The organism is Enterobacter sp. RHBSTW-00975 (assembly GCF_013615235.1).
Classification (GTDB): Bacteria; Pseudomonadota; Gammaproteobacteria; order Enterobacterales; family Enterobacteriaceae; genus Enterobacter; species Enterobacter ludwigii.
In genome coordinates, this window is sequence record NZ_CP055883.1 from 1,493,648 (window position 1) to 1,516,593 (window position 22,946).

A 22,946-nucleotide genomic window follows, 5' to 3' on the forward strand; every position below is an offset into this window, starting at 1 on the left:
CTCTTTGGTTTATTTATTAAGGGAATAATACATAAACCGTGATTGCATTAACCCTTGTTGCTATATATAGGATGAGTTGAAATGACCAAAAGGACCTTACTGAGCGTGCTCGTTGCGGGTGCATGCATTACGCCTTTCATGGCACAGGCTGCGACGCTGCAGGCAACCACCAGCGAGCCGTTCACCCTGAAAGCCAGCGATCTGGCGAAGAAAGAACAGGAACTGACTAACTTTCCACTGATGGCGTCGGTTAAAGACACCATTCGTACGCTGGATAATGCCCAGGTTGAGCTGATTGAGCCAGGCCGTGCAGCGAACCCGGATAACGTCAAACGCGTTGAAGGCATTGTGAAGGCCAGCGACTGGGAATACCTTTTCCCGATGCGAGCACAGTCCTACACCTACAGTAACTTCCTCAAAGCGGTGGGCAAATTCCCGGCGCTGTGTAAGACCTACAACGACGGCCGTGACAGCGACGCCATCTGCCGTAAAGAGCTGGCCACCATGTTTGCCCACTTCGCACAGGAAACCGGCGGTCACGAAAGCTGGCGTCCGGAAGCCGAATGGCGTCAGGCGCTGGTTCACGTTCGCGAAATGGGCTGGACCGAAGGGCAGAAAGGCGGTTACAACGGCGAATGTAATCCTGATATCTGGCAGGGACAAACCTGGCCGTGCGGCAAAGACAAAGACGGCGATTTCGTGAGTTACTTTGGCCGTGGGGCTAAACAGCTGTCTTATAACTACAACTACGGTCCGTTCTCTGAAGCGATGTTCGGCACTGTCCGCACGCTGCTCGACAAGCCGGAGCTGGTGGCTGACACCTGGCTGAACCTGGCAAGCGCCATCTTCTTCTTCGCCTACCCGCAGCCGCCGAAACCGAGCATGCTGCAGGTTATCGACGGCACCTGGCAGCCAAACGATCATGACAAAGCCAACGGCCTGGTTCCGGGCTTCGGCGTGACCACCCAGATCATTAACGGTGGCGTAGAGTGTGGCGGCCCGACTGAGATTGCCCAGTCTGAAAACCGTATCAAGTACTACAAAGAGTTTGCGAAGTACCTGAAAGTGCCTGTCCCGGCAAATGAAGTGCTCGGCTGTGCCAACATGAAGCAGTTCGATGAAGGCGGCTCCGGTGCGCTGAAGATTTACTGGGAGCAGGACTGGGGATGGAGTGCCGATACGCCAGACGGTAAAACGTATTCCTGCCAGCTGGTCGGTTATCAGACGCCGTTCAGCGCCTTTAAAGAGGGTGACTACACGAACTGCGTGAAGAAATTCTATAACGTCAACATCATCAACGATGACGGTTCCGCCGTGACGCCGGACGAGCATCCGGTCACTCCGGCACCGACGCCATCGGAAGATGAAACCCCGGCACCGGCACCGGTTCCGGACGAAACGCCGGCAGAACCGACCGTGGTGAACCACGCCCCGGTCGCGCAGATTGCGGGCCCAATCGGTGCGGTGGAAGCGGGCGCGCAGGTATCCCTGAGCGCAGAAGGATCCACTGACCAGGACGGCAACACGCTGACCTACACCTGGCGTTCACAGGATGGCCAGACGGTCACCGGTGAAGACAAGGCGGTGGTGACCTTTACCGCGCCCGAGTCTGCGACGGCTCAACAGTATGAAGTCAGCCTGACCGTGAGCGATGGCGAGCTGAGCAGCACCACTTCCTATCTGCTGAACGTTAAAGCGAAAGCCACGACGCCGTCTGAAAACGACGGTACCTCAGGTGCTTACGCCGCGTGGAGCGCGAACAGCAAGTACAAGGCAGGCGATATCGTGAATAACCACGGTAAACTGTTCCAGTGCAAACCGTTCCCGTACAGCGGCTGGTGTAACAATGCCCCGGCGTACTACGAGCCAGGCGCGGGTCTGGCGTGGTCAGACGCCTGGACGGCGCTGTAAAACAAAACGGCAACCTTCGGGTTGCCGTTTTCGTCTCTGTTCTCTGAGATGAACGCGCTCAACTAGCGATGCAATTTACCGTGGTCACGCAACCAGGCGGCAGTACGCACAATCCCTTCATCCAGGGAGACAATCGGCTTATACCCCAGTTCGTTTTCTGCGCGGGTGATATCCAGCGTAAAATCAAAGTTGAGCTTTGACACACCGTAGTGCGTCAACGCAGGCTCTTTCGCCGATTTACTCCCAAGACGCTCCATACTGCGGGCAATCATATCCAGCATCGGGTAGGGCACGGAACGAATACGGCAGTCGATTTGCAACTCGTCAATCAACCTTTGCACGATACTGCGCAGCGTGCAGGGCTCACCGTTGGTGATATTGTACGCGCGACCGGAAATCAGGGTATCGCAGTCCGGCTGGCTTGCCAGCCACATGGCGTGGACCGCATTTTCGTAGTACGTCATATCCACCATCGCATCGCCACCGCGGGGCAGCAGCACGCTGCCGTAGTGGTGCATCATCTGCGCCAGACGCGGGATAAACACTTTGTCATGCGGGCCGAACAGGCTCTGAGGACGCAATACGGTAAAACGGGTGTGCGGGTTCGACTGCGCCAGCAGATCGATCACCTCTTCGCTGGCCGCTTTACTGCGGGCAAACTCACAGGCAAAGCGCGCCGGGCGAAAATCTTCCTGCACGTCGCGGTGATGGTGATAGTCGAAATAGAGAGACGGGGAGGAGATATGAATAAAGTTACGCACGCCCCAGGCCACGGCCCATTCACCCAGACGACGGGTGGCACGCACGTTGGCGAGGTCAAAAGCTTCCTGGGTGCCCCACGGAGAGGTAAAACTGGAGCAGTGCCACAGCGTATCGATACCGGCCAGCATCACCTTGGCCTGAGAGGAGACCAGCTCCGTCAGGTCGGCATGGACAAACTCTGCGCCCATTTTTTGCAGCAGTTTACCCATCGCTTCGTTGCGACCGGTGGCCCTGACGCTGATGCCTTTGTTGCGCAGAAACTCGACCGCATTTCGGCCTAAGCCGCTGGTCGCCCCGGTAACCAGTACCTTCATATCAATCCACTGTGTTGAAAAAGAATTTCGTGCGCATTCTTTCGTGAATTACGGCGGGTTGCAATGGGAAAGGTGAAAGAATAAGAGTTTTATTGAGTTATTTTCGTCTTTTGTTCTGCCAGCTGCGCGATACGTTTCGCCATTCCGCGAAAGATAAACAGGTGAGCGGGGATCATTAACAACCAGTAGAAAAGCCCCGGCATACCGTGCGGGTGCCACCAGGCACGAACGTCCAGTTCACGATGGTCGCCTTTGTCTTTTAGCGTAAAGCACAACCGTCCCAGACCGGGCGCTTTCATGCCAAACAGCAACGCCAGCTGTTTTTCGGGCTCGACGATAATTACCTTCCAGCTGTCAACCGTATCGCCTACCGCAAGATACGGGTGCGCAGGACGGCCTTTCGCCAGCCTGTGTCCTACCAGCAGATCCAGTGCGCCACGGGTTTGCCAGAGGATATTGCCGAAGAAATAGCGTTCTTTGCCGCCAATCTGATTCACCACCTCCCACAGGTCTGCCAGAGTTGCCGGGGTGTTCACCGTGCAGCCCGCCTGTTTAGGAAAGTAACCGTATTCAGGCCGCCAGCGGGCAAACGCCTGGGCGTCGTAGCCCCAGTCGCTGGAGTTCATCAGCTGTTCCTCTACCTTGAGCGTATTGCGTACCGCATCATCGAAACGGATCAGCGTCTGGGGGATCAGCGCACGCAACGCACGATCGTCGGCCAGCAGATCGTGTTTTAGCCCCTGGATCAGCGCTTTTGCGGTCGTCGGTGGCACGGACGTAATGACGTTTAAAAACCACACCGAGATCCAGCGGGTAGGGAAGGGAATGGGGATCAGCCAGCGTCGGCGGCCGCTGACGCGCATAAAATGTTCGAACTGTTGCTGGTAGCTCAGCACTTCCGGGCCGGCAGCCTCAAGCACGCGGTGTTGCTCAGCCGGATGGTCCAGCAGGGCCACCAGATAATGGCGTAAATTTTCCAGCGCAATCGGCGTGGTCCGCGATCTCACCCAGCGCGGCGGGGTAAGCACCGGCAGGTTGTACACCATGTCGCGCATCACTTCGAACGCGGCGGAGCCAGCCCCGACGATGATCCCCGCCCGCAGTTCGGTGACGGGAATATTGGCGCCGCGCAGGGTTTCAGCCGTGAGCTGACGGGCGCGAAGATGATCGGACTGCTCGTTAGCAGGCGCCTGCAGCGAGCTTAAAAAAATCACCTGCTTCACCGGTGTGCGCAACAGCGCGTCGCGGACGTTCATCGCCACCTGACGCTCGTGGGCGATAAAATCGCCCCCTTCGCCCATGCTGTGAACAAGGTAGTAAAGCGTGTCGACCCCTTCCAGTAACGCCGGCAGCGTCGTGGGCCAGTTGAGATCGACGTTGTGACAGGTCACCCCGGGCAGGTGCAGTTTTTGCAGACGCTCCGTGTTGCGTGCCACGGCCAGCACCTGGTGTCCCTGCTGACTTAACGCAGTGGTGAGATGCTGACCGATATACCCACTGGCACCGAGTACCAGAATACGTTGCGGCACGCTCTGCTCCTTAGCGCTGTAAAAACGCCTGCCAGTGTTTCACCACGTCTGCCAGCTGCTGACGATTAACGTCTAAGTGCATAACCAGGCGTACCACCGGCGAGGCGTTGATCAACACGCCACGGGCTTTCATAAACTCACCCAGCGCGGCAGCGTGCTCTTCGCCCACGCGAATGAACAGCATGTTGGTATCGTGGCGCATAACGTCTGCACCAATCTCGCGTAGCTGTGCGGCCATCCACGCGGCGTTTTCATGATCGTCTTTCAGGCGGGCCACGTTGTTTTTCAGGGCGTACAGTCCGGCTGCCGCCAGAATACCGGCCTGGCGCATCCCGCCGCCGGTCATCTTACGCCAGCGGACCGCGCGTTTGATGTAGTCCGCATTGCCCACCAGCAGCGAGCCAACGGGCGTCCCCAGCCCTTTAGACAGGCAAATAGTGAACGAATCGCAATACTGCGTGATGTCTTTCAGCTCGCAGCCATACTCCACCACGGCGTTAAAGATGCGCGCGCCGTCCACGTGCAGCCCGAGTTTGCGCTCGCGGGTGAATTCCCACGCTGCTTTCAGGTACTCGCGCGGCAGCACTTTGCCGTTGTGGGTGTTTTCCAGACTGAGCAGCCTGGTGCGGGCGAAATGCACATCATCGACTTTGATTTTCGCCGCGACCTTGTCGAGCGGCAGGGTGCCGTCCGGGGCGGCATCAATCGGCTGAGGCTGAATGCTGCCCAGTACCGCCGCACCGCCTGCTTCGTACAGGTAATTGTGCGCGCCCTGACCGGCAATATACTCTTCACCGCGTTCGCAGTGGCTGAGCAACGCCACCAGGTTGGCCTGGGTGCCGGATGGCAGAAACAGGGCAGCCTCTTTACCGCTTAGCTCGGCGGCATAACACTGCAGCGCATTCACCGTCGGATCGTCACCGTAAACGTCGTCCCCGACCGGGGCGGCCATCATCTCTTCGAGCATGGCGCGACCCGGACGGGTAACGGTATCACTGCGTAAATCAATCATTTCACATCCCTTTAATTTAAGAGGTTATGTGAAATGTTTTACCTGAGCCAGTTGGTTTTTGCCAGTTCGATTACCTCATCACCGCGTCCGCTGATGATGGCGCGCAGCATATAGAGGCTGAATCCTTTGGCCTGCTCGAGTTTAATTTGCGGTGGGATCGCCAGCTCTTCTTTCGCCACCACCACATCCACCAGTACCGGACCGTCGATGGAGAAGGCGCGCTGCAGGGCTTCATCGACTTCTGAGGCTTTCTCTACGCGAATACCCGTGATGCCGCAGGCTTCAGCGATGCGCGCGAAGTTGGTGTCGTGTAGCTCGGTGCCGTCCGTCAGATAGCCACCTGCCTTCATCTCCATCGCCACAAAGCCCAGCACGCTGTTGTTAAAGACCACGATTTTCAGCGGGAGCTTCATCTGCACAACCGACAGGAAATCGCCCATCAGCATGCTGAACCCGCCGTCGCCGCACATCGCCACCACCTGACGCTCTGGTGCGGTGGCCTTGGCCCCCAGCGCCTGCGGCATGGCGTTGGCCATCGAACCGTGGTTGAACGACCCCAGCAGACGGCGTTTGCCGTTCATCTTCAGATAGCGTGCCGCCCAGACGGTCGGGGTGCCCACGTCGCAGGTAAAGATGGCGTCGTCGTCCGCGAAATGGCTAATTTGCTGCGCCAGATACTGGGGATGAATGGCTTTGTCGCTCGGTTTGGCAAGATCGTCCAGTCCTTTGCGTGCATCGCGGTAATCACTGAGGGCTTTGTCGAGGAACTTCCGGTCGGTTTTTTCTTCCACCAGCGGCAGCAGGGCGGCGAGGGTGGATTTGATATCCCCTACCAGCGCCATATCGACTTTACTGTGGGCACCAATACTGCCCGGGTTAATATCAATCTGAATGATTTTGGCATCCGTCGGGTAAAACGCGCGGTACGGGAACTGGGTGCCGAGCAGGATCAGCGTGTCGGCGTTCATCATGGTGTGGAAACCGCTGGAAAAACCGATCAGTCCGGTCATGCCCACGTCATACGGATTGTCATATTCGACGTGCTCTTTGCCGCGCAGGGCGTGAACAATCGGGGATTTTAACTTGCCGGCAAATTCCACCAGCTCTTTGTGCGCGCCCGCACAGCCACTGCCGCACATCAGGGCGATATTGCTGGAGTAACGCAGCAGCTGCGCGAGCTTTTTGAGCTCTTCTTCAGCCGGTGTGATGACAGGCTGTGGGGCGTGATACCAGTGCGAACTGGCACCTTCAGGCGCGGCCTTCAGCGCCACGTCACCGGGAATAACGACCACCGAAACACCGCGGTTAAGCACGGCTTTGCGCATTGCAATGGCCAGAACCTGAGGGATTTGTTCTGGTGAGGAAACTAATTCGCAATAGTGGCTGCATTCACGGAACAGCTCCTGAGGATGCGTCTCCTGAAAATAGCCGCTGCCGATTTCGGAAGAAGGGATGTGGGCAGCAATCGCCAGGACCGGTACGTGATTACGGTGGCAGTCAAACAGGCCGTTGATCAAGTGAAGGTTGCCCGGTCCGCACGATCCGGCGCAGACGGCCAGTTCACCCGTCACCTGCGCTTCCGCACCAGCCGCGAAAGCGGCAACCTCTTCATGACGGGTTGGCATCCATTCAATGGTCTTCATCTTATTGAGGCTATCGCTCAGCCCGTTCAGGGAGTCGCCGGTTACGCCCCAGATGCGCTTTACGCCTGCCTGTTCGAGGGTTTTTGCTATGTATGCTGCCACGGTTTGTTTCATGGGTGTCCATCTCCTTTAAGTGATATCGCTTACAAGCTTAGAAGAAAGTCACTGTATTGCCGCGCTTTCCCCCTTATTAAAAGGTGCTTTTCACCCGCAATGATTCGGCATAATCTGGTCATCACACAGATGAAAACAGGAATCATTTCAAATGGTTAAATCATTGTTAATTGCTGTTAATGAAAAGCTATCGTGCGACGATGCCGGCAAACTCTTGTTACGACTTGCCGTCGGTGGGCTGATGCTTTTTCACGGTTTACACAAGTTATTGGGTGGCGTGGGGTTCATCAGCGGCATGCTGGTGGAAAAAGGCTTACCGGGGTTTATCGCCTACGGCGTGCTTATTGGCGAAGTGGTGGCGCCTGTCCTGATTATCGTGGGGCTTTTTACGCGCCCGGCGGCACTGGTGCTGGCGTTTACCATGATTGTGGCGTGGCTGATGGTCGGGACGGGGGAAACCTTTGCGCTGGACGCGGTAGGTGCCTGGGCGATTGAGAGCCTGGTGTACTTCTTTATCGGTGCGCTGGCGGTAGCATGTTTAGGCGCTGGGCGTTTTGCGTTGGGGAAAGCGCCGGTCTGGCGGTAGGCGTACTAACCGGGGGTAAACGCTAGCGCTTACCCCCCGTCATTCGCGCGTTGGCTGATTACGCCAGCACAAGATCGCCCTGTGGATGACACGAGCACGCCAGCACGTATCCGTCGGCGATTTCTGCCTCGGTCAGGGTCATGGTGCTCGTCACTGTGTACTCACCGGAGACCACTTTGGTCTTGCAGCAGCCACATACACCAGCACGACATGCTGCCACCACCGGCACGTTGTTGCTTTCCAGCGCGTCCAGTAGCGTGGTGCCGACCCGGCCAAAGAAGGTCTGAGCAGGCTGCAGTCTGGTGAACGTAATTCCGCTGGTTGCCGCTTCCGCGACCGGGGTGAAGAACTGCTCTTTGAAGAAGCGGGTCACGCCCAGCGCTTTCACGTCCTGCTCAACGATATCCATATACGGCGCCGGCCCACAGATCATCACGGTACGATCCGCGAGATCCGGGACGCTTTGCAGCAGTTCGCGGCTCAGACGACCGGCGACAAAACCGTGGGTTGCGTTATGTTCCGCCACCAGCGTCACCGGATAGTTACGCCACTCTTCGGCAAAGATCACATCTTCCGGCGAGCGCACGCTGAAGATCACCTGAACATCAGCCTGCGGACGGTTTTTCGCCAGCCAGCGACGCATTGACATGATCGACGTGACGCCGCACCCGGCGGCCAGCAGCAGGAATTTATCTTCCGCTTTATCGTCACAGGTGAAATCCCCGTGTGCGTCGGACAGCCAGAGGTAATCCCCGCGCTTCACGTCCCGGGTCAGCCACTGCGAGCCTGCGCCATCATCGATACGGCGGATAGTGAGCGTGATGTACTCGCTCACGCCCGGCGTTGAGGAGATCGTGTAGGCGCGCAGCGTGTCCGCTGAGTTGCGGACACTGACCAGCGCATACTGACCTGCACGGTACGGATAGTAGTCATGGCACAGCAGGGACAGCGTCCACACATCCGGCGTCTCCTGATGGATGTGATGAACCTGCATCCGCCACGGACATTGTGAGGTTGGCATGGTCATGAATAACTCCTTACGCGCTCAGCAGCTGCTGCATATCTTCTTCTACGGTGGTCACGGAACGCAGACCAAACTTCTCGTTCAGCACGGCAAGTAGATCCGGTGTCAGGAAGCCGGGTGCGGTGGGGCCGGTCACAATGTTGGTCACACCGAGAGAGAGCAAGGTCAGCAGGATGACAATCGCTTTCTGTTCAAACCAGGAGAGCACCAGCGACAGCGGCAGATCGTTGACGCCGCAGCCCAGTTTTTCCGCCAGCGTGACGGCCAGAATGATGGCAGAGTAGGCATCGTTACACTGACCCGCATCGACCAGGCGTGGCAAACCTTCGATGTTGCCGAAGTCCAGCTTGTTGAAACGGTATTTACCGCACGCCAGCGTCAGGATCAGGCAATCTTCCGGTACGCTGGTGGCGAAATCGGTGAAGTAGTTACGCTCACCGCGCGCACCGTCACAGCCGCCAATCAGGAAGATATGGCGCAGTTTTTCACGGCTCACGAGGTCAATCAGTGAATCCGCGGCACCGAGCAGGGTTTCGCGACCAAAGCCGACGGTGATCAGATGTTCGATTTCGCTGTACGGGAAGCCACCCATCTGCTGCGCCTGGGCGATGACCGGGCCGAAATCATCCCCTTCCAGGTGGCTCACACCCGGCCAGCCAACGATGCTGCGGGTCCAGATGCGGTCGTCATACGCGCCAACGGTGGGGTCGATGATGCAGTTAGAGGTCATCACGATGGGGCCCGGGAAACGGGCGAACTCAACCTGCTGGTTCTGCCAGCCGCTGCCGTAGTTCCCGACCAGGTGTTTAAATTTACGCAGTTCCGGGTAGCCGTGTGCGGGCAGCATTTCGCCGTGGGTATAGACGTTAACGCCCGTGCCTTCGGTCTGCTTCAGCAGGTTATAGAGGTCTTTCAGGTCATGGCCGGAGATCAGGATGCACTTGCCTTCGGTCGCTTTAACGTTAACCTGCGTCGGCGTCGGGTGGCCGTAGGTGCGGGTTTCACCGGCATCCAGAATACGCATCACGTTGAAGTTCATCTGACCGATTTCCATTGAACATTCGAGCAGCGGATTCATCTCGGCAGGCCAGGTACCCAACCACGCCATGATTTTGTGGTACTGAGCATAGATAGCGTTATCGTACTGGCCCAGAACGTGCGCGTGTTCCATATAGGCCGCGGCCCCTTTCAGGCCGTACAGGCAGAGCAGACGCAGGCCGAGAATGTTCTCGCCAATCGCCGCTTTATCTTTGTTGGGGGTGAATTCTGCTGCCTGACGCTGCAACTCGCCCAGGTCGTCGCTCACCAGCTGCAGGTCTGCCATTGGGTTTTCTACCCGTGCGTTGGCATCGGCGCTCAGGCACTGCGCTTTGAGTGCTTCACGCAACGCAATCGCTTCGCGGGCATAGCCGACGATGCGCGGGGAATCAAAGTTAACGTTAGTCAGCGTGGAGAAAAAGGCGCGGGGGGCGAAACTGTCTACATAGTGGTCAATAATGCCATATTCGCGGGCCTTGAATGCCCATGCGGAAAGGCCTTGCAGGGCGGCAATCAGCAGATCCTGCAGGTCTGATGTTTCTGCGGTTTTGCCGCACATACCTTGCGCATAAGAGCAGCCATTGCCTGCCGGGGTACGGATGGTTTGTTCACATTGCACACAAAACATAATCACACCTGTTAAAGTTATATTTGATATACATGTTTGAGATTATGCCTGTGACTGAACGGTGAAAAGGGCTTTCTTCTACAAAATAGAGGGAGATTGATTTAGCGCAATTTTGGCGGCAGAAAGCCTACCGCCAGAGGAGTATCAGGCGGAGAAAAACGCCATCAGAACGGGAACCAGCAGGCTCAAAATAAAGCCATGCACAATGGCGGCAGGCACCATCTCCAGCCCACCTGAACGCTGCAGGACCGGCAGGGTAAAGTCCATCGACGTGGCGCCACACAGCCCCAGTGCGGTCGAGCGACTGCGGCGCACCAGGCCCGGGATCAGCATAATGGCAATTAATTCCCGCGCCAGGTCGTTAAAGAAGGCGGCGCTCCCGATGACCGGACCGAACGATTCGGTCAACAGAATACCGGAAAGGGAATACCAGCCAAATCCGGAGGCCATTGCCAGACCGGTTTTTAACGGCAGACCGAGAATAAAAGCGTTAATCACGCCCGCCACCAGTGAGCTAATGACGACGATAACCGCGACGATCATTCCACGGCGATTAAGGACAATCTGTTTCAACGTCATGCCATTATTTCGCAGCTGAATACCGATAAGGAACAGCAGGAAAATGAGGGTATATTCACTGGCTTCCGTCGCGTGCTGTAAAAAATTCCATCCGCTCAGCCCAAGAACAAAACCCAGCACCACGACGCCGCATAATTTTAAAGATTCCAGCGCCATTGCAATTCGTGACGGCAGTTTTTCCTGATGGTGGTGATTTTTCCACGGAATAGTGCGCTCAAGCCAGAAAAGTGCGGCAATATTGCACAGCAAAATAACGGCGCAGGTGACGACAGAATAATGCAGGATCGCCAGCAGATTGGTGGCCAGATTATCCAGAAACGCCAGGCTTATCCCCATAAAGAAAAGAATGACGTAGACAATCCAGCTCAGAAAACGGTTAATAAGCCGTAACGCGGATTCGCGATGCAGCGGGATAAGGTAGCCCACAATCAGAGGCAGCAGAATGATGAGGAGTCCTGAAAACATGAACAACGGGTCCTTGTGAGTATCTGTTAAGCGCCAGAGACACTACCCAATAAACGTTGTCAGGTAAAGGAGCAACAAAAAAGCCGGGTGGCAGCAACGCCTGACCCGGCCTGAGTGTTGTCATGCAGGTCGGGTAAGCGTAAGTGCTACCCGACTGCACACGCAATTAATCGCGTTTTTCCAGCAGGGTGCGATACAGCACGCCGCCCAGAATACCGCCGATGATTGGCATTACCCAGAACAGCCACAGCTGCTCAAGCGCCCAGCCGCCCTGGAAAATAGCGACGGCAGTACTGCGCGCCGGGTTTACGGAGGTGTTGGTGACCGGAATAGAGATCAGGTGGATAAGCGTCAGCGCCAGACCAATGGCAATAGGCGCGAAGCCCGCCGGGGCGTGTTTGTCGGTTGCGCCGTGGATCACCAGCAGGAAGCCTGCGGTCAGCACAATTTCAATCACGATGGCAGAGAGCATGGAGTAACCGCCAGGGGAGTGTTCGCCGAAACCGTTTGAGGCGAAGCCGCTTGCGGCGGCGTCAAAGCCGGCTTTACCGCTGGCAATAACGTACAGAACCGCTGCAGCAATAATCCCGCCAACAACCTGGGCCACAATATAACCAATGACTTCTTTAGCAGGGAAACGACCGCCCGCCCATAAACCTAATGTCACCGCCGGGTTAAAATGACCACCGGAAATATGACCCACGGCGAACGCCATGGTTAATACGGTTAAACCGAATGCCAGCGCAACGCCGACAAAACCAATACCTAATTCCGGAAATGCTGCTGCCAGAACGGCGCTACCGCAGCCACCAAACACCAGCCAGAATGTACCAAAGCATTCTGCTGCTAATTTTCTAAACATAACCACCTCAATAATAAACTTCACACGCGTTCCTGCGTGCGGGATATCGTCAAAAAAGGGATGACGACTCAAAGAGCCATTATTTTAAAAACAAAAACATCCCTTCGCCACTAAAATTAATTCGGTTAATTTGATTTATGGCAACGTGATGTCATTCCTTGTTCAAATCGACGGTAAATAGAGCATAGACCAATTCTCTGCAGCACGAAGGTTGTGCTGTCGTGTCAAAGTTCCTGCCGCTATACTGCTGATAACTTAAAGGAAAAAGTGATCATCTCGCGGGGGATTTATGCTTCTCGAACGTGTGGAAATTGTTGGGTTCCGCGGTATTAACCGCCTGTCGCTGCAGCTTGAGCAGAACAACGTCCTGATCGGTGAGAACGCGTGGGGTAAGTCCAGCCTGCTGGATGCGCTGACGCTGCTGCTTTCGCCCGAAGACGATCTGTATCATTTTGCCCATGATGATTTCTGGTTTCCTCCCGGCGATGTGAATGGCCGCGAAAAACACCTGCACATTATTCTGACGTTCCGCGAATCCGAGCCGGGGCGTCACCGCGTGCGTCGCTTCCGGCCGTTATCACCCTGCTGGGTCCCGTGCGACGACGGTTTCCACCGAATTTTCTACCGGCTGGAAGGTGAGATGGCAGAAAACGAGGGCGTATTAACCCTGCGTGATTTCCTCGATGAGAAAGCCAACCCTATTCCGCTGGATGACATCGACGACCTGGCTCGCCACCTGATTCGCCTGATGCCGGTGTTGCGCCTGCGTGATGCGCGTTTTATGCGGCGGATCCGCAACGGCACCGTACCGAATATGCCGGAAGTGGAAGTGACCGCCCGCGAGCTGGATTTCCTGGCGCGAGAGCTGGTGGCGCGTCCGCAAAATCTGACCGATGGTCAAATCCGCCAGGGGTTGTCGGCAATGGTACAACTGCTGGAACACTATTTTTCCGAGCAGGGGACGTCGGAGTCGCGTCATCGTCTGATGCGCCGCCGCTCTCACGATGAACAACGCAGCTGGCGTTACCTCGATATCATTAACCGGATGATCGACAGGCCCGGTGGCCGTACCCATCGGGTGATTTTGCTGGGGCTGTTTTCGACGCTCTTGCAGGCCAAGGGCACCGTTCGTCTCGACCGTGACGCCCGCCCGCTGCTGCTGGTGGAAGACCCGGAAACGCGCCTGCACCCGATCATGCTCTCGGTGGCGTGGCACCTGTTGAATCTGCTGCCGCTACAGCGCGTGACCACCACCAATTCCGGCGAGTTATTGTCCCTGACCCCGGTTGAGCACGTCTGCCGTCTGGTACGTGAGTCTTCCCGCGTCACCGCCTATCGCCTCGGGCCCGGCGGGATGAACGCGGAAGAGGGGCGCCGTATCTCGTTCCACATCCGCTTTAATCGTGCGTCGTCGCTGTTCGCCCGCTGCTGGCTGCTGGTTGAGGGAGAAACGGAAACCTGGGTTATCAACGAACTGGCGCGTCAGTGCGGCCACCATTTTGATGCCGAAGGTATCAAGGTCATCGAATTTGCCCAGTCGGGGATCAAGCCGCTGATCAAATTCGCCCGGCGGATGGGCATTGAATGGCATGTGCTGGTGGATGGTGACGAGGCGGGAAAAAAATATGCCGCGACCGTGCGTGGCCTGCTGAATAATGAGCGCGAAGAAGAGCGCGACCACTTAACCATGCTGCCGGCCATGGACATGGAGCACTTTATGTACCGTCAGGGGTTCGACGACGTGTTCCACCGGATTGCGATGGTGCCGGTGGATGTGCCAATGAACATGCGGCGCGTGATTGCCAAAGCCATCCACCGCTCTTCAAAACCTGATTTAGCGATTGAGGTGGCGACGGAAGCGGGGAGACGTGGCGTGGAGTCCGTGCCGACGCTGCTGCGCAAGATGTTCTCCCGCGTGCTGTGGCTGGCACGCGGGAAAGCGGATTAAGTGCGGGTCGCCTGCGTGACGTGTTGCGTCAGGCTGTCCAGTAGCGCATAGCGGCGGCGGTACTCAGCGCGCTTTTTGCTCGCAATCTCTTCCATCGGCTTACGGGGCATGGCGAGCGGCAGCATGAAGTGGCCGTTATCCTGTTTTTGCCCACCGAGGGAGAGCCAGAAGCTGTCATAATCGGCCAGCAGTTTTCCCTCTTTTTTCTTGCGGTAACGCCAGCTGCGGTAGATATGCGTGGCGTTACTCACCGCGACAATATGCTCAACCGGGAAAGCTGCGCCAAGCGTCATTGCCGTTTCAACCAGCAGGCGTTTCGGGAACAGGCCGTGACACGCTTTGGTCGCTCCCTGGATCAGTTCATGTGAAACATGTGCTTTTGCCCCCTGCAGGCCGCCGATGAACAGCGTTGTTTTTCCTTCAAACGGGCACAGCGTGAAGGTCATTTCCGCCAGCACGGTATTCTGATGGTTACAAAAGACGAGGGTGGCTTCACCCTCTTTATCCATGAAGGCGTCGGCGCACAGGCGCACAGTAAACTGCTGTTCGTCTTTTCCGGTCAGGGTCAGCAGGGTTGCCCCCTGCGGTGAAAGGTAACCCTTGACCAGCGTTGCCGGAAGCTGGCGCGTCATGGTCCGGTAGTGCCAGGTCAGCGATTCCAGCGCCTGTCGGCGATCCATGTCCACCGTTAACCACGGGCGGTGCAGGCGGCACGGCAGCCCCGGTTGCACCTGCAACATTTGCATCAGGCGCGGCTGCTTTGCCAGCTCTGACAGCAGACGCGTGGTGCTGAACGGTGTCATCAGCGAACGGAGCATGAACTTACGTCGATAAGCGGGGTTTTGCCATGCCAGCCCCGGAGTGATCTTCCCGAAGGCCAGATTATTGAAGAGCTGCCAGCCGGATTTAGGCTGGTGCTGATGAGAAATAAGTGTATCGACGATGGAAGACATGTTAGATCCTGCTTCTGAAGGAAGGGTTCTATTTCAGCAGGCGAAATTTCAATAACTCATCAACAAATTGAGGCGATTTCGGTGCGCGGGGGTTTCGTTGAGGAGTCGTTTAGATAGAATCAACGTTTATAATTGCCAGAACATTTATTTGGAATATTTATGAACCTCAAGGGAAAACGCAGAACGTGGTTTCTGCTGCTGGCGGTAATTGTTATCGGGGGAGGGTTCTGGCTATGGCAGATCCTGAATGCCCCTGTACCACAGTATCAAACACTGATTGTCCGTCCGGGCGAGCTGCAGCAAAACGTGCTGGCGACGGGAAAACTGGATGCCCTGCGCAAGGTTGACGTGGGTGCACAGGTAAGCGGTCAGTTGAAAACGCTGTCGGTTGAGATTGGCGACAAGGTGAAAAAAGGCCAGCTGCTGGGCGTTATCGATCCTGAGCAGGCGCAAAACCAGATCCGTGAGGTGGAAGCCACGCTCATGGAACTGCGTGCCCAGCGTGCACAGGCGCAGGCTGAGCGCAACCTGGCCCAGGTAACGTTAACGCGTCAGCAGGCGCTGGCCAAAACGCAGGCCATCTCGAAACAAGATTTAGACACGGCTGCCACCGAGCTGGCGGTTAAGCAGGCGCAGATCGGGACTATCGATGCGCAGATCAAGCGCAACCAGGCCTCGCTGGATACGGCCAAAACCAACCTCGACTATACGCAGATTGTGGCGCCCATGGCCGGGGAAGTGACTCAAATTACCACGCTGCAGGGGCAAACGGTGATTGCGGCGCAGCAGGCGCCCAACATTCTGACCCTGGCGGACATGAGCACCATGCTGGTGAAAGCCCAGGTCTCAGAGGCGGATGTTATTCATCTGAAGCCGGGGCAGAAAGCCTGGTTTACCGTCCTCGGCGATCCTCAGACGCGCTATGAAGGCGCGCTAAAAGACATTCTGCCGACGCCGGAAAAAGTGAACGATGCCATCTTCTACTATGCGCGCTTCGAGGTACCTAACCCGCAGGGCGTGTTGCGTCTGGACATGACCGCACAGGTGCACATTCAGCTTACCGGCGTGAAAAATGTGCTCACCATTCCTCTCTCTGCGCTGGGTGAATCCACCGGCGAGAGCCGCTATAAAGTGAAAGTGCTGCGCAACGGCGAAACGCGTGAGCGAGAAGTGGTCATTGGTGCACGTAATGACACCGACGTGGTGGTGGTCAAAGGGCTGGAAGAGGGTGAGGAGGTTGTTACCAGCGAAAGCCTGCCCGGAGCCGCTAAATGACGGCGTTGCTTGAGCTGAATGACATTCGTCGCAGCTATCCGTCGGGCGATGGCCCGGTTGAGGTGCTGAAGGGGATCACCCTGCGCGTCGAAGCGGGCGAGATGGTGGCGATTGTCGGTGCGTCCGGCTCCGGTAAATCGACGCTGATGAATATTCTCGGCTGTCTGGACAGACCCACCAGCGGCACCTATCGGGTGGCCGGAATGGATGTTTCCACGCTGGACGGTGACGCGCTGGCAAAACTGCGGCGGGAACATTTCGGTTTTATCTTCCAGCGTTATCATCTGCTCTCTCACCTGACGGCGGCGCAGAACGTCGAAGTGCCGGCGGTCTATGCCGGCGTCGAGCGGAAAAAACGCCTTGAGCGCGCCCAGATGCTGCTGACGCGTCTGGGGCTGGCGGAGCGGGTGGAGTACCAGCCCTCGCAGCTCTCCGGCGGCCAGCAGCAGCGTGTCAGTATCGCACGCGCGCTAATGAACGGCGGTCAGGTGATCCTCGCAGATGAACCGACCGGGGCGCTCGACAGCCATTCGGGTGAAGAGGTGATGGCGATCCTTCACCAGCTTCGCGATCAGGGGCATACGGTCATCATCGTTACCCACGATCCGCAGGTGGCTGCACAGGCCGAGCGCATCATTGAGATCCGCGACGGAGAGCTGGTCAGCAACCCGCCGGCGCGACACGCCCGGGCGGCGGCGCCGAAAGAAGTCCTGCCGGCGTCAACCGGCTGGGGACAATTTTCCAGCGGGTTTCGTGAGGCGCTGACCATGGCCTGGCTGGCGATGGCCGCCAATAAAATGCGCACCCTGTTGACCATGCTGGGTATCATCATTGGTATCGCCTCGGTGGTATCGATTGTGGTCGTGGGCGACGCGGCCAAACAGCTGGTGCTGGCGGATATTCGGGCCATCGGGACCAACACCATTGATGTCTATCCCGGCAAAGATTTTGGCGATGACGAGCCGCAGTATCAGCAGGCGCTGAAGTATGACGATCTGGCGGCTATCCAGAAGCAGCCGTGGGTGAATTCGGCCACGCCGGCGGTCTCGCAAAACCTCCGTCTGCGGGTAGGCAATGTTGACGTTGCTGCCAGCGCCAACGGCGTCAGCGGCGATTACTTTAACGTCTATGGCATGACCTTCAGCGAAGGTGCCACCTTCAATGCCGAGCAGTTAGCGGGCCGGGCGCAGGTGGTGGTGCTTGATGCCAACTCGCGCCGGCAGCTCTTCCCCAATAAAACCAACGTGGTGGGCGAGGTTATCCTGGTCGGAAACATGCCTGCGACGGTGATTGGCGTGGCGGAAGAGAAACAGTCAATGTTTGGCAGCAGCAAAATCCTGCGCGTCTGGCTGCCCTATACCACCATCTCCGGGCGGATTATGGGGCAGTCCTGGCTGAACTCCATCACCGTTCGCGTGAAGGAGGGCTACGACAGCGCGCAGGCCGAGCAACAGCTGGAACGGCTGCTGACGTTGCGTCACGGGAAGAAAGATTTCTTCACCTGGAACATGGACGGTCTCTTGAAAACGGCGGAAAAGACCACACGTACTCTTCAGCTGTTCCTGACGCTGGTGGCGGTGATCTCACTGGTGGTCGGCGGTATCGGGGTGATGAATATCATGCTGGTATCGGTCACGGAACGTACCCGGGAGATTGGCATCCGCATGGCAGTCGGTGCCAGAGCCAGCGATGTGCTGCAGCAATTTTTGATTGAAGCGGTGCTGGTGTGTCTGGTGGGCGGCGCGATGGGCATTGCGCTGTCGATGATGATCGCGTTTGCTCTGCAGCTTTTTTTACCCGGCTGGGAGATTGGTTTCTCGCCGGTGGCCATTCTTACCGCATTTTTGTGTTCGACTTTTACCGGCATTTTGTTTGGCTGGCTGCCTGCCCGCAATGCGGCGCGTCTGGATCCTGTGGATGCGTTGGCTCGCGAATAGGCTGAAAATAAAAATGCCAGCCGATCGGGCTGGCATTTTGACGGCGGGATGTACACAATAAAACAGAGAGCTATGCGACCGTTTCTGCTTCAATGGGTACGATCAGGCTTGCATGATTGCCTTTTGGTCCCTGGTGTACATCGAACCGGACGGACTGCCCGGCTTTGAGCGTTCTGTAACCATCCATCTGAATGGTGGAATAGTGAGCGAAGATATCCTCGCCGCCGCCTTCGGGGCAGATGAAGCCAAACCCTTTGGCGTTGTTGAACCACTTAACAGTACCCATTTCCATGCTTCGACATCCTTCGTAAATCTTATAAGTTAAGATGGAATGAACCGGTGGTGGAGTGGGGGCTGTTCAAAACCTCGCCATCTCACGCTTGTACAATTTAGAGAAACGAAAGAAGTCGTCAAGCGTTTGGCGCTTGAGATGGGACAATAATCAACCAAAGTTTGAAGCAGTTAACGCTATTGCAACAGTTTGTGACAGACATCGCGGATGACAGTAATAGATGATTGTTATCTAACATCTGAGGTAGATTCAAAGTGGTTATGCAAAATGGGTAAGACCAACGACTGGCTGGATTTTGACCAGCTGGCGGAAGATAAAGTGCGTGACGCGCTAAAACCGCCATCTATGTATAAAGTTATGTTAATGAACGATGATTACACGCCGATGGAATTTGTTATTGACGTGCTACAAAAGTTCTTTTCTTATGATGTAGAACGTGCAACGCAACTGATGCTTACCGTTCATTATCGTGGCAAAGCTATCTGCGGCATCTTTACCGCCGAAGTGGCGGAGACCAAAGTCGCGATGGTGAACGATTATGCGAGGGAGAACGAGCATCCGTTGCTGTGTACGCTGGAAAAGGCCTGATAAGGCATAAAATTTGGGGGAGGTGCCTATGCTCAATCAAGAACTGGAACTCAGTTTAAATATGGCTTTCGCCAGAGCGCGTGAGCACCGACATGAGTTTATGACCGTCGAGCATTTACTGCTCGCACTGCTTAGCAACCCATCTGCCCGCGAAGCGCTGGAAGCCTGCTCCGTGGATCTGGTGGCGCTACGTCAGGAACTCGAAGCCTTCATCGAACAAACCACACCGGTGCTGCCAGCCAGTGAAGAAGAGCGCGACACGCAGCCGACGCTCAGCTTCCAGCGCGTGTTGCAGCGTGCGGTCTTCCACGTCCAGTCTTCCGGGCGTAGCGAAGTGACGGGCGCAAATGTGCTGGTCGCCATCTTCAGCGAGCAGGAGTCACAGGCTGCCTACCTGCTGCGCAAACATGAAGTCAGCCGACTCGACGTGGTTAACTTTATCTCTCACGGAACGCGTAAAGACGAGCCGAACCAGGCATCGGATTCCAGCAATCAGGTCAATAACAATGAAGAGCAAGCAGGCGGGGAGGATCGTATGGAAAACTTCACCACCAATCTCAACCAGCTTGCTCGCGTTGGCGGTATCGATCCGCTGATTGGTCGCGATAAAGAGCTGGAGCGCGCGATCCAGGTATTGTGCCGTCGCCGCAAGAACAACCCGCTGCTGGTGGGTGAATCCGGCGTCGGTAAAACCGCGATTGCCGAGGGGCTTGCCTGGCGTATTGTGCAGGGCGACGTACCGGAAGTGATTGCCGATTGCACCATCTACTCGCTGGATATTGGCTCGCTGCTGGCGGGCACTAAATACCGCGGCGATTTTGAAAAACGCTTTAAGGCGCTTTTGAAACAGCTCGAGCAGGACACCAACAGCATTCTGTTTATCGATGAGATCCACACCATCATCGGTGCCGGTGCGGCCTCGGGTGGCCAGGTGGATGCCGCTAACCTGATCAAACCGCTGCTCTCCAGCGGTAAGATCCGCGTGATTGGTTCCACAACGTATCAGGAGTTCAGCAACATCTTTGAGAAAGATCGTGCCCTGGCGCGTCGCTTCCAGAAAATCGATGTGACTGAACCCTCTGTTGAAGAAACCGTGCAGATCATCAACGGTCTGAAACCGAAGTACGAAGCGCACCACGATGTGCGTTATACCGCCAAAGCGGTGCGTGCGGCGGTGGAGCTGGCGGTGAAATACATCAACGATCGTCATCTGCCGGATAAGGCCATTGACGTGATTGATGAGGCAGGGGCGCGTGCGCGTCTGATGCCAGCCAGCAAGCGTAAGAAAACCGTTAACGTGGCGGATATCGAGACCGTGGTGGCCCGTATCGCGCGTATCCCTGAGAAGAGCGTTTCTCAGAGCGACCGTGACACGCTGCGCACCCTTGGCAATCGCCTGAAAATGCTGGTCTTTGGGCAGGATAAAGCCATTGAGGCGTTAACCGAAGCCATCAAGATGGCCCGTGCCGGACTGGGGCATGAACATAAGCCTGTCGGTTCCTTCCTGTTCGCCGGTCCGACCGGTGTGGGGAAAACCGAGGTCACGGTTCAGCTCTCCAAAGCGCTGGGCATTGAGCTGCTGCGTTTTGATATGTCCGAGTACATGGAGCGTCACACCGTCAGCCGTTTGATTGGTGCGCCTCCGGGCTATGTGGGCTTTGACCAGGGCGGTCTGTTAACCGACGCGGTGATCAAGCATCCGCACGCGGTACTGCTGCTCGATGAAATCGAGAAAGCGCACCCGGACGTGTTCAACATCCTGCTGCAGGTGATGGACAACGGGACGCTGACCGATAACAACGGGCGCAAGGCGGACTTCCGCAACGTAGTGCTGGTAATGACCACCAACGCCGGTGTACGTGAAACGGAGCGCAAATCTATCGGCCTTATCCATCAGGATAACAGCACCGATGCGATGGAAGAGATCAAGAAGATCTTTACGCCGGAGTTCCGTAACCGTCTGGACAACATTATCTGGTTCGATCACCTCTCTACCGAGGTAATCCATCAGGTAGTGGATAAGTTCATCGTCGAACTGCAGGTTCAGCTGGATCAGAAAGGCGTGTCGCTGGAAGTGAGCCAGGAGGCCCGCAACTGGCTGGCTGAAAAAGGCTACGACCGTGCGATGGGGGCCCGTCCAATGGCGCGTGTGATTCAGGACAACCTGAAGAAACCGCTGGCGAACGAGCTGCTGTTTGGCTTGCTGGTAGACGGCGGTCAGGTGACGGTCGCGCTGGACCAGGAGAAGAATGAGCTGACGTACGATTTCCAGAGTGCACAGAAGCACAAGCCGGAAGCGGCTCACTAATTTCCAGCATTAGTCTTAAAAACCGGGCAACTCACTGCCCGGTTTTTTTATGCCTGCCCGCACCGAAACTTTGCGAGGCGCTTTCCATATTTTCATCTCACTCATTGCTGTATAAATTCACAGTCCTAGAATGGCGGCGCACCTGCAAAATCAGGTGTCAGGATTGGCGTCCTGAAAGTGTGTGAGCAGCACCATTGCTGCAGGCTTCGTTCGCCCTAAGGAAAAGGGTATAATTCTGCATCTGGCGGGCGAATCGGAAGCTTCTTTTGAAGCGCCAGTAGCACACACACTGGTACGCCAATTCCTTTTCGTCCGCCGCCAGCGAATCTGGCGTTTCCTGCGGTGGTAACTCAACGTGTGTGAAGGTATTACCCAATGAATACAGAAAACTCTTTCTCCCAGCTCTACAGCGAACTCTCCCTCAACCCCGATCTCCCGACCCTGGCCGGGCGGTGCATGCTGCTCACCGAAATTCTGCTGGACTGCAACGCCCACCCGCAAACGCAGCCCGTGTGCCGCTGTTTAGGCGCGTATCTGGAAGAAGTCAAAACCGGACTCACAGAATCAATGCGTGATTTTCAGATAGTGGAATTTGAGGAGGACGCTGAACCACCGCGACAAAAAGCGTGGCTTCTGGAAGATACCGAAACAAAGTGCGACTACTGCCGGGCAGTAAACCACGTGCTGCTGGTGTCCCATTTTGATCGGGATATGCTGCCGCACCTGACGGGATTGCTGCATGAGATGGCGCATTCCATGGCCGGGGATTTAATCACGCCGGCGCAGCCCCGCATGACAATACATCTTCCTGCCCGGCATTAAGCCGTTAAATAAAAAAGGCCGGGGTTAACCCGACCTTTATATATTCATCTGCCATTACAGGCGAAAACAATTAGCGACTACGGAAGACAATGCGGCCTTTGCTCAGGTCGTACGGGGTCAGTTCAACAGTCACTTTGTCGCCCGTTAAAATGCGGATATAGTTTTTGCGCATTTTACCGGAGATGTGCGCAGTTACCACGTGACCGTTTTCCAGCTCTACGCGAAACATGGTGTTAGGCAACGTATCAAGTACGGTACCCTGCATTTCAATATTGTCTTCTTTGGCCATCTAATCCTCTGGGGTATCACTACCAAGTTTTGAACCGGCAAGATAATGCCGAAATTCATCAATTAAG

General features: G+C 56.2%; 19 protein-coding genes. 8 read left to right on the plus strand and 11 right to left on the minus strand.

All coding sequences use genetic code 11. From position 1 onward, the window contains the following. Positions 1–81 precede the first annotated feature (81 nt). A complete protein-coding gene (locus tag HV340_RS07205) occupies positions 82–1,911 on the plus strand; it encodes a chitinase (RefSeq protein WP_181216395.1) in 1,830 nt (609 codons plus the stop codon). 62 nt (positions 1,912–1,973) lie between these two features. Here HV340_RS07205 and HV340_RS07210 read toward each other — a convergent pair whose 3' ends face one another. The 4 genes from HV340_RS07210 to poxB all read right to left on the minus strand — a co-directional run bounded on the left by HV340_RS07210 (position 1,974) and on the right by poxB (position 7,285). After that, a complete protein-coding gene (locus HV340_RS07210; RefSeq protein WP_020884845.1) occupies positions 1,974–2,987 on the minus strand; it encodes an NAD(P)-dependent oxidoreductase in 1,014 nt (337 codons plus the stop codon). An 89-nt stretch (positions 2,988–3,076) separates the two neighbouring features. Then, positions 3,077–4,516: an SDR family oxidoreductase gene (locus HV340_RS07215; protein ID WP_181216396.1), complete on the minus strand. Its 1,440-nt coding sequence runs from the start codon at positions 4,514–4,516 to the stop codon at positions 3,077–3,079. Between the two features lie 10 nt (positions 4,517–4,526). After that, positions 4,527–5,528, minus strand: coding sequence for a low-specificity L-threonine aldolase (gene ltaE, locus HV340_RS07220; protein WP_181216397.1), 1,002 nt, complete (start codon positions 5,526–5,528; stop codon positions 4,527–4,529). A gap of 38 nt (positions 5,529–5,566) precedes the next feature. Then, the gene (gene poxB, locus HV340_RS07225; protein WP_014169348.1) at positions 5,567–7,285 is read right to left on the minus strand and encodes a ubiquinone-dependent pyruvate dehydrogenase; all 1,719 of its coding nucleotides are present in this window, start codon (positions 7,283–7,285) and stop codon (positions 5,567–5,569) included. A gap of 151 nt (positions 7,286–7,436) precedes the next feature. Here poxB and HV340_RS07230 point away from each other — a divergent pair, with 151 nt between their 5' ends. After that, on the plus strand, positions 7,437–7,871 hold the full coding sequence (locus tag HV340_RS07230) for a DoxX family protein (RefSeq protein WP_032677784.1): 435 nt from the start codon (positions 7,437–7,439) through the stop codon (positions 7,869–7,871). 58 nt (positions 7,872–7,929) lie between these two features. Here HV340_RS07230 and hcr read toward each other — a convergent pair whose 3' ends face one another. The 4 genes from hcr to aqpZ form a co-directional block, all read right to left on the minus strand. Then, positions 7,930–8,898, minus strand: a complete 969-nt coding sequence (gene hcr, locus HV340_RS07235) for an NADH oxidoreductase (protein WP_181216398.1) — start codon at positions 8,896–8,898, stop codon at positions 7,930–7,932. 10 nt (positions 8,899–8,908) lie between these two features. Then, complete coding sequence (gene hcp, locus HV340_RS07240) at positions 8,909–10,561, minus strand: hydroxylamine reductase (RefSeq protein WP_032677785.1); 1,653 nt, start codon at positions 10,559–10,561, stop codon at positions 8,909–8,911. Positions 10,562–10,705: 144 nt separating this feature from the next. After that, complete coding sequence (locus tag HV340_RS07245; RefSeq protein ID WP_020884841.1) at positions 10,706–11,605, minus strand: lysine exporter LysO family protein; 900 nt, start codon at positions 11,603–11,605, stop codon at positions 10,706–10,708. Positions 11,606–11,771: 166 nt separating this feature from the next. Next, the gene (gene aqpZ, locus HV340_RS07250) at positions 11,772–12,467 is read right to left on the minus strand and encodes an aquaporin Z (protein WP_025204573.1); all 696 of its coding nucleotides are present in this window, start codon (positions 12,465–12,467) and stop codon (positions 11,772–11,774) included. Between the two features lie 289 nt (positions 12,468–12,756). On the opposite strand from aqpZ, the gene HV340_RS07255 reads away from it, so the two are divergent. Beyond that, entirely contained in the window at positions 12,757–14,415 is a 1,659-nt protein-coding gene (locus HV340_RS07255) for an ATP-dependent endonuclease (protein WP_014169354.1), read from the plus strand. Here HV340_RS07255 and HV340_RS07260 read toward each other — a convergent pair. After that, complete coding sequence (locus tag HV340_RS07260; RefSeq protein ID WP_181216399.1) at positions 14,412–15,368, minus strand: VirK/YbjX family protein; 957 nt, start codon at positions 15,366–15,368, stop codon at positions 14,412–14,414. The two genes, HV340_RS07255 and HV340_RS07260, sit on opposite strands and share 4 nt — an antisense overlap. Positions 15,369–15,527: 159 nt before the next feature. On the opposite strand from HV340_RS07260, the gene macA reads away from it, so the two are divergent. Beyond that, entirely contained in the window at positions 15,528–16,643 is a 1,116-nt protein-coding gene (macA, locus tag HV340_RS07265) for a macrolide transporter subunit MacA (RefSeq protein WP_020884838.1), read from the plus strand. Continuing rightward, positions 16,640–18,580, plus strand: a complete 1,941-nt coding sequence (gene macB / locus HV340_RS07270) for a macrolide ABC transporter ATP-binding protein/permease MacB (protein ID WP_020884837.1) — start codon at positions 16,640–16,642, stop codon at positions 18,578–18,580. Before macA ends, macB begins: the two co-directional genes overlap by 4 nt. Before the next feature lie 70 nt (positions 18,581–18,650). On the opposite strand, the gene cspD is transcribed toward macB, so the two are convergent. Further along, on the minus strand, positions 18,651–18,872 hold the full coding sequence (gene cspD / locus HV340_RS07275; RefSeq protein ID WP_008499993.1) for a cold shock-like protein CspD: 222 nt from the start codon (positions 18,870–18,872) through the stop codon (positions 18,651–18,653). 267 nt (positions 18,873–19,139) lie between these two features. On the opposite strand from cspD, the gene clpS reads away from it, so the two are divergent. From clpS to HV340_RS07290, 3 genes are all read left to right on the plus strand, one after another. Further along, a complete protein-coding gene (gene clpS, locus HV340_RS07280; protein ID WP_006174393.1) occupies positions 19,140–19,460 on the plus strand; it encodes an ATP-dependent Clp protease adapter ClpS in 321 nt (106 codons plus the stop codon). A 28-nt stretch (positions 19,461–19,488) separates the two neighbouring features. Continuing rightward, complete coding sequence (gene clpA / locus HV340_RS07285) at positions 19,489–21,768, plus strand: ATP-dependent Clp protease ATP-binding subunit ClpA (RefSeq protein ID WP_020884836.1); 2,280 nt, start codon at positions 19,489–19,491, stop codon at positions 21,766–21,768. 375 nt (positions 21,769–22,143) lie between these two features. Continuing rightward, complete coding sequence (locus HV340_RS07290) at positions 22,144–22,590, plus strand: hypothetical protein (protein ID WP_047955297.1); 447 nt, start codon at positions 22,144–22,146, stop codon at positions 22,588–22,590. 70 nt (positions 22,591–22,660) lie between these two features. On the opposite strand, the gene infA is transcribed toward HV340_RS07290, so the two are convergent. Next, complete coding sequence (gene infA / locus HV340_RS07295; protein WP_002211347.1) at positions 22,661–22,879, minus strand: translation initiation factor IF-1; 219 nt, start codon at positions 22,877–22,879, stop codon at positions 22,661–22,663. Between the last annotated feature and the right edge of the window lie 67 nt (positions 22,880–22,946).

Bases quoted from the DNA above. Each gene is read 5' to 3' on its own strand.
- HV340_RS07205 (WP_181216395.1), top strand. From the start codon at position 82: ATGACCAAAAGGACCTTACTGAGCGTGCTCGTTGCGGGTGCATGCATT.
- HV340_RS07210 (WP_020884845.1), bottom strand. From the start codon at position 2,987: ATGAAGGTACTGGTTACCGGGGCGACCAGCGGCTTAGGCCGAAATGCG.
- ltaE (WP_181216397.1), bottom strand. From the start codon at position 5,528: ATGATTGATTTACGCAGTGATACCGTTACCCGTCCGGGTCGCGCCATG.
- poxB (WP_014169348.1), bottom strand. From the start codon at position 7,285: ATGAAACAAACCGTGGCAGCATACATAGCAAAAACCCTCGAACAGGCA.
- HV340_RS07230 (WP_032677784.1), top strand. From the start codon at position 7,437: ATGGTTAAATCATTGTTAATTGCTGTTAATGAAAAGCTATCGTGCGAC.
- hcr (WP_181216398.1), bottom strand. From the start codon at position 8,898: ATGACCATGCCAACCTCACAATGTCCGTGGCGGATGCAGGTTCATCAC.
- hcp (WP_032677785.1), bottom strand. From the start codon at position 10,561: ATGTTTTGTGTGCAATGTGAACAAACCATCCGTACCCCGGCAGGCAAT.
- HV340_RS07245 (WP_020884841.1), bottom strand. From the start codon at position 11,605: ATGTTTTCAGGACTCCTCATCATTCTGCTGCCTCTGATTGTGGGCTAC.
- aqpZ (WP_025204573.1), bottom strand. From the start codon at position 12,467: ATGTTTAGAAAATTAGCAGCAGAATGCTTTGGTACATTCTGGCTGGTG.
- HV340_RS07255 (WP_014169354.1), top strand. From the start codon at position 12,757: ATGCTTCTCGAACGTGTGGAAATTGTTGGGTTCCGCGGTATTAACCGC.
- HV340_RS07260 (WP_181216399.1), bottom strand. From the start codon at position 15,368: ATGTCTTCCATCGTCGATACACTTATTTCTCATCAGCACCAGCCTAAA.
- macA (WP_020884838.1), top strand. From the start codon at position 15,528: ATGAACCTCAAGGGAAAACGCAGAACGTGGTTTCTGCTGCTGGCGGTA.
- macB (WP_020884837.1), top strand. From the start codon at position 16,640: ATGACGGCGTTGCTTGAGCTGAATGACATTCGTCGCAGCTATCCGTCG.
- cspD (WP_008499993.1), bottom strand. From the start codon at position 18,872: ATGGAAATGGGTACTGTTAAGTGGTTCAACAACGCCAAAGGGTTTGGC.
- clpS (WP_006174393.1), top strand. From the start codon at position 19,140: ATGGGTAAGACCAACGACTGGCTGGATTTTGACCAGCTGGCGGAAGAT.
- clpA (WP_020884836.1), top strand. From the start codon at position 19,489: ATGCTCAATCAAGAACTGGAACTCAGTTTAAATATGGCTTTCGCCAGA.
- HV340_RS07290 (WP_047955297.1), top strand. From the start codon at position 22,144: ATGAATACAGAAAACTCTTTCTCCCAGCTCTACAGCGAACTCTCCCTC.
- infA (WP_002211347.1), bottom strand. From the start codon at position 22,879: ATGGCCAAAGAAGACAATATTGAAATGCAGGGTACCGTACTTGATACG.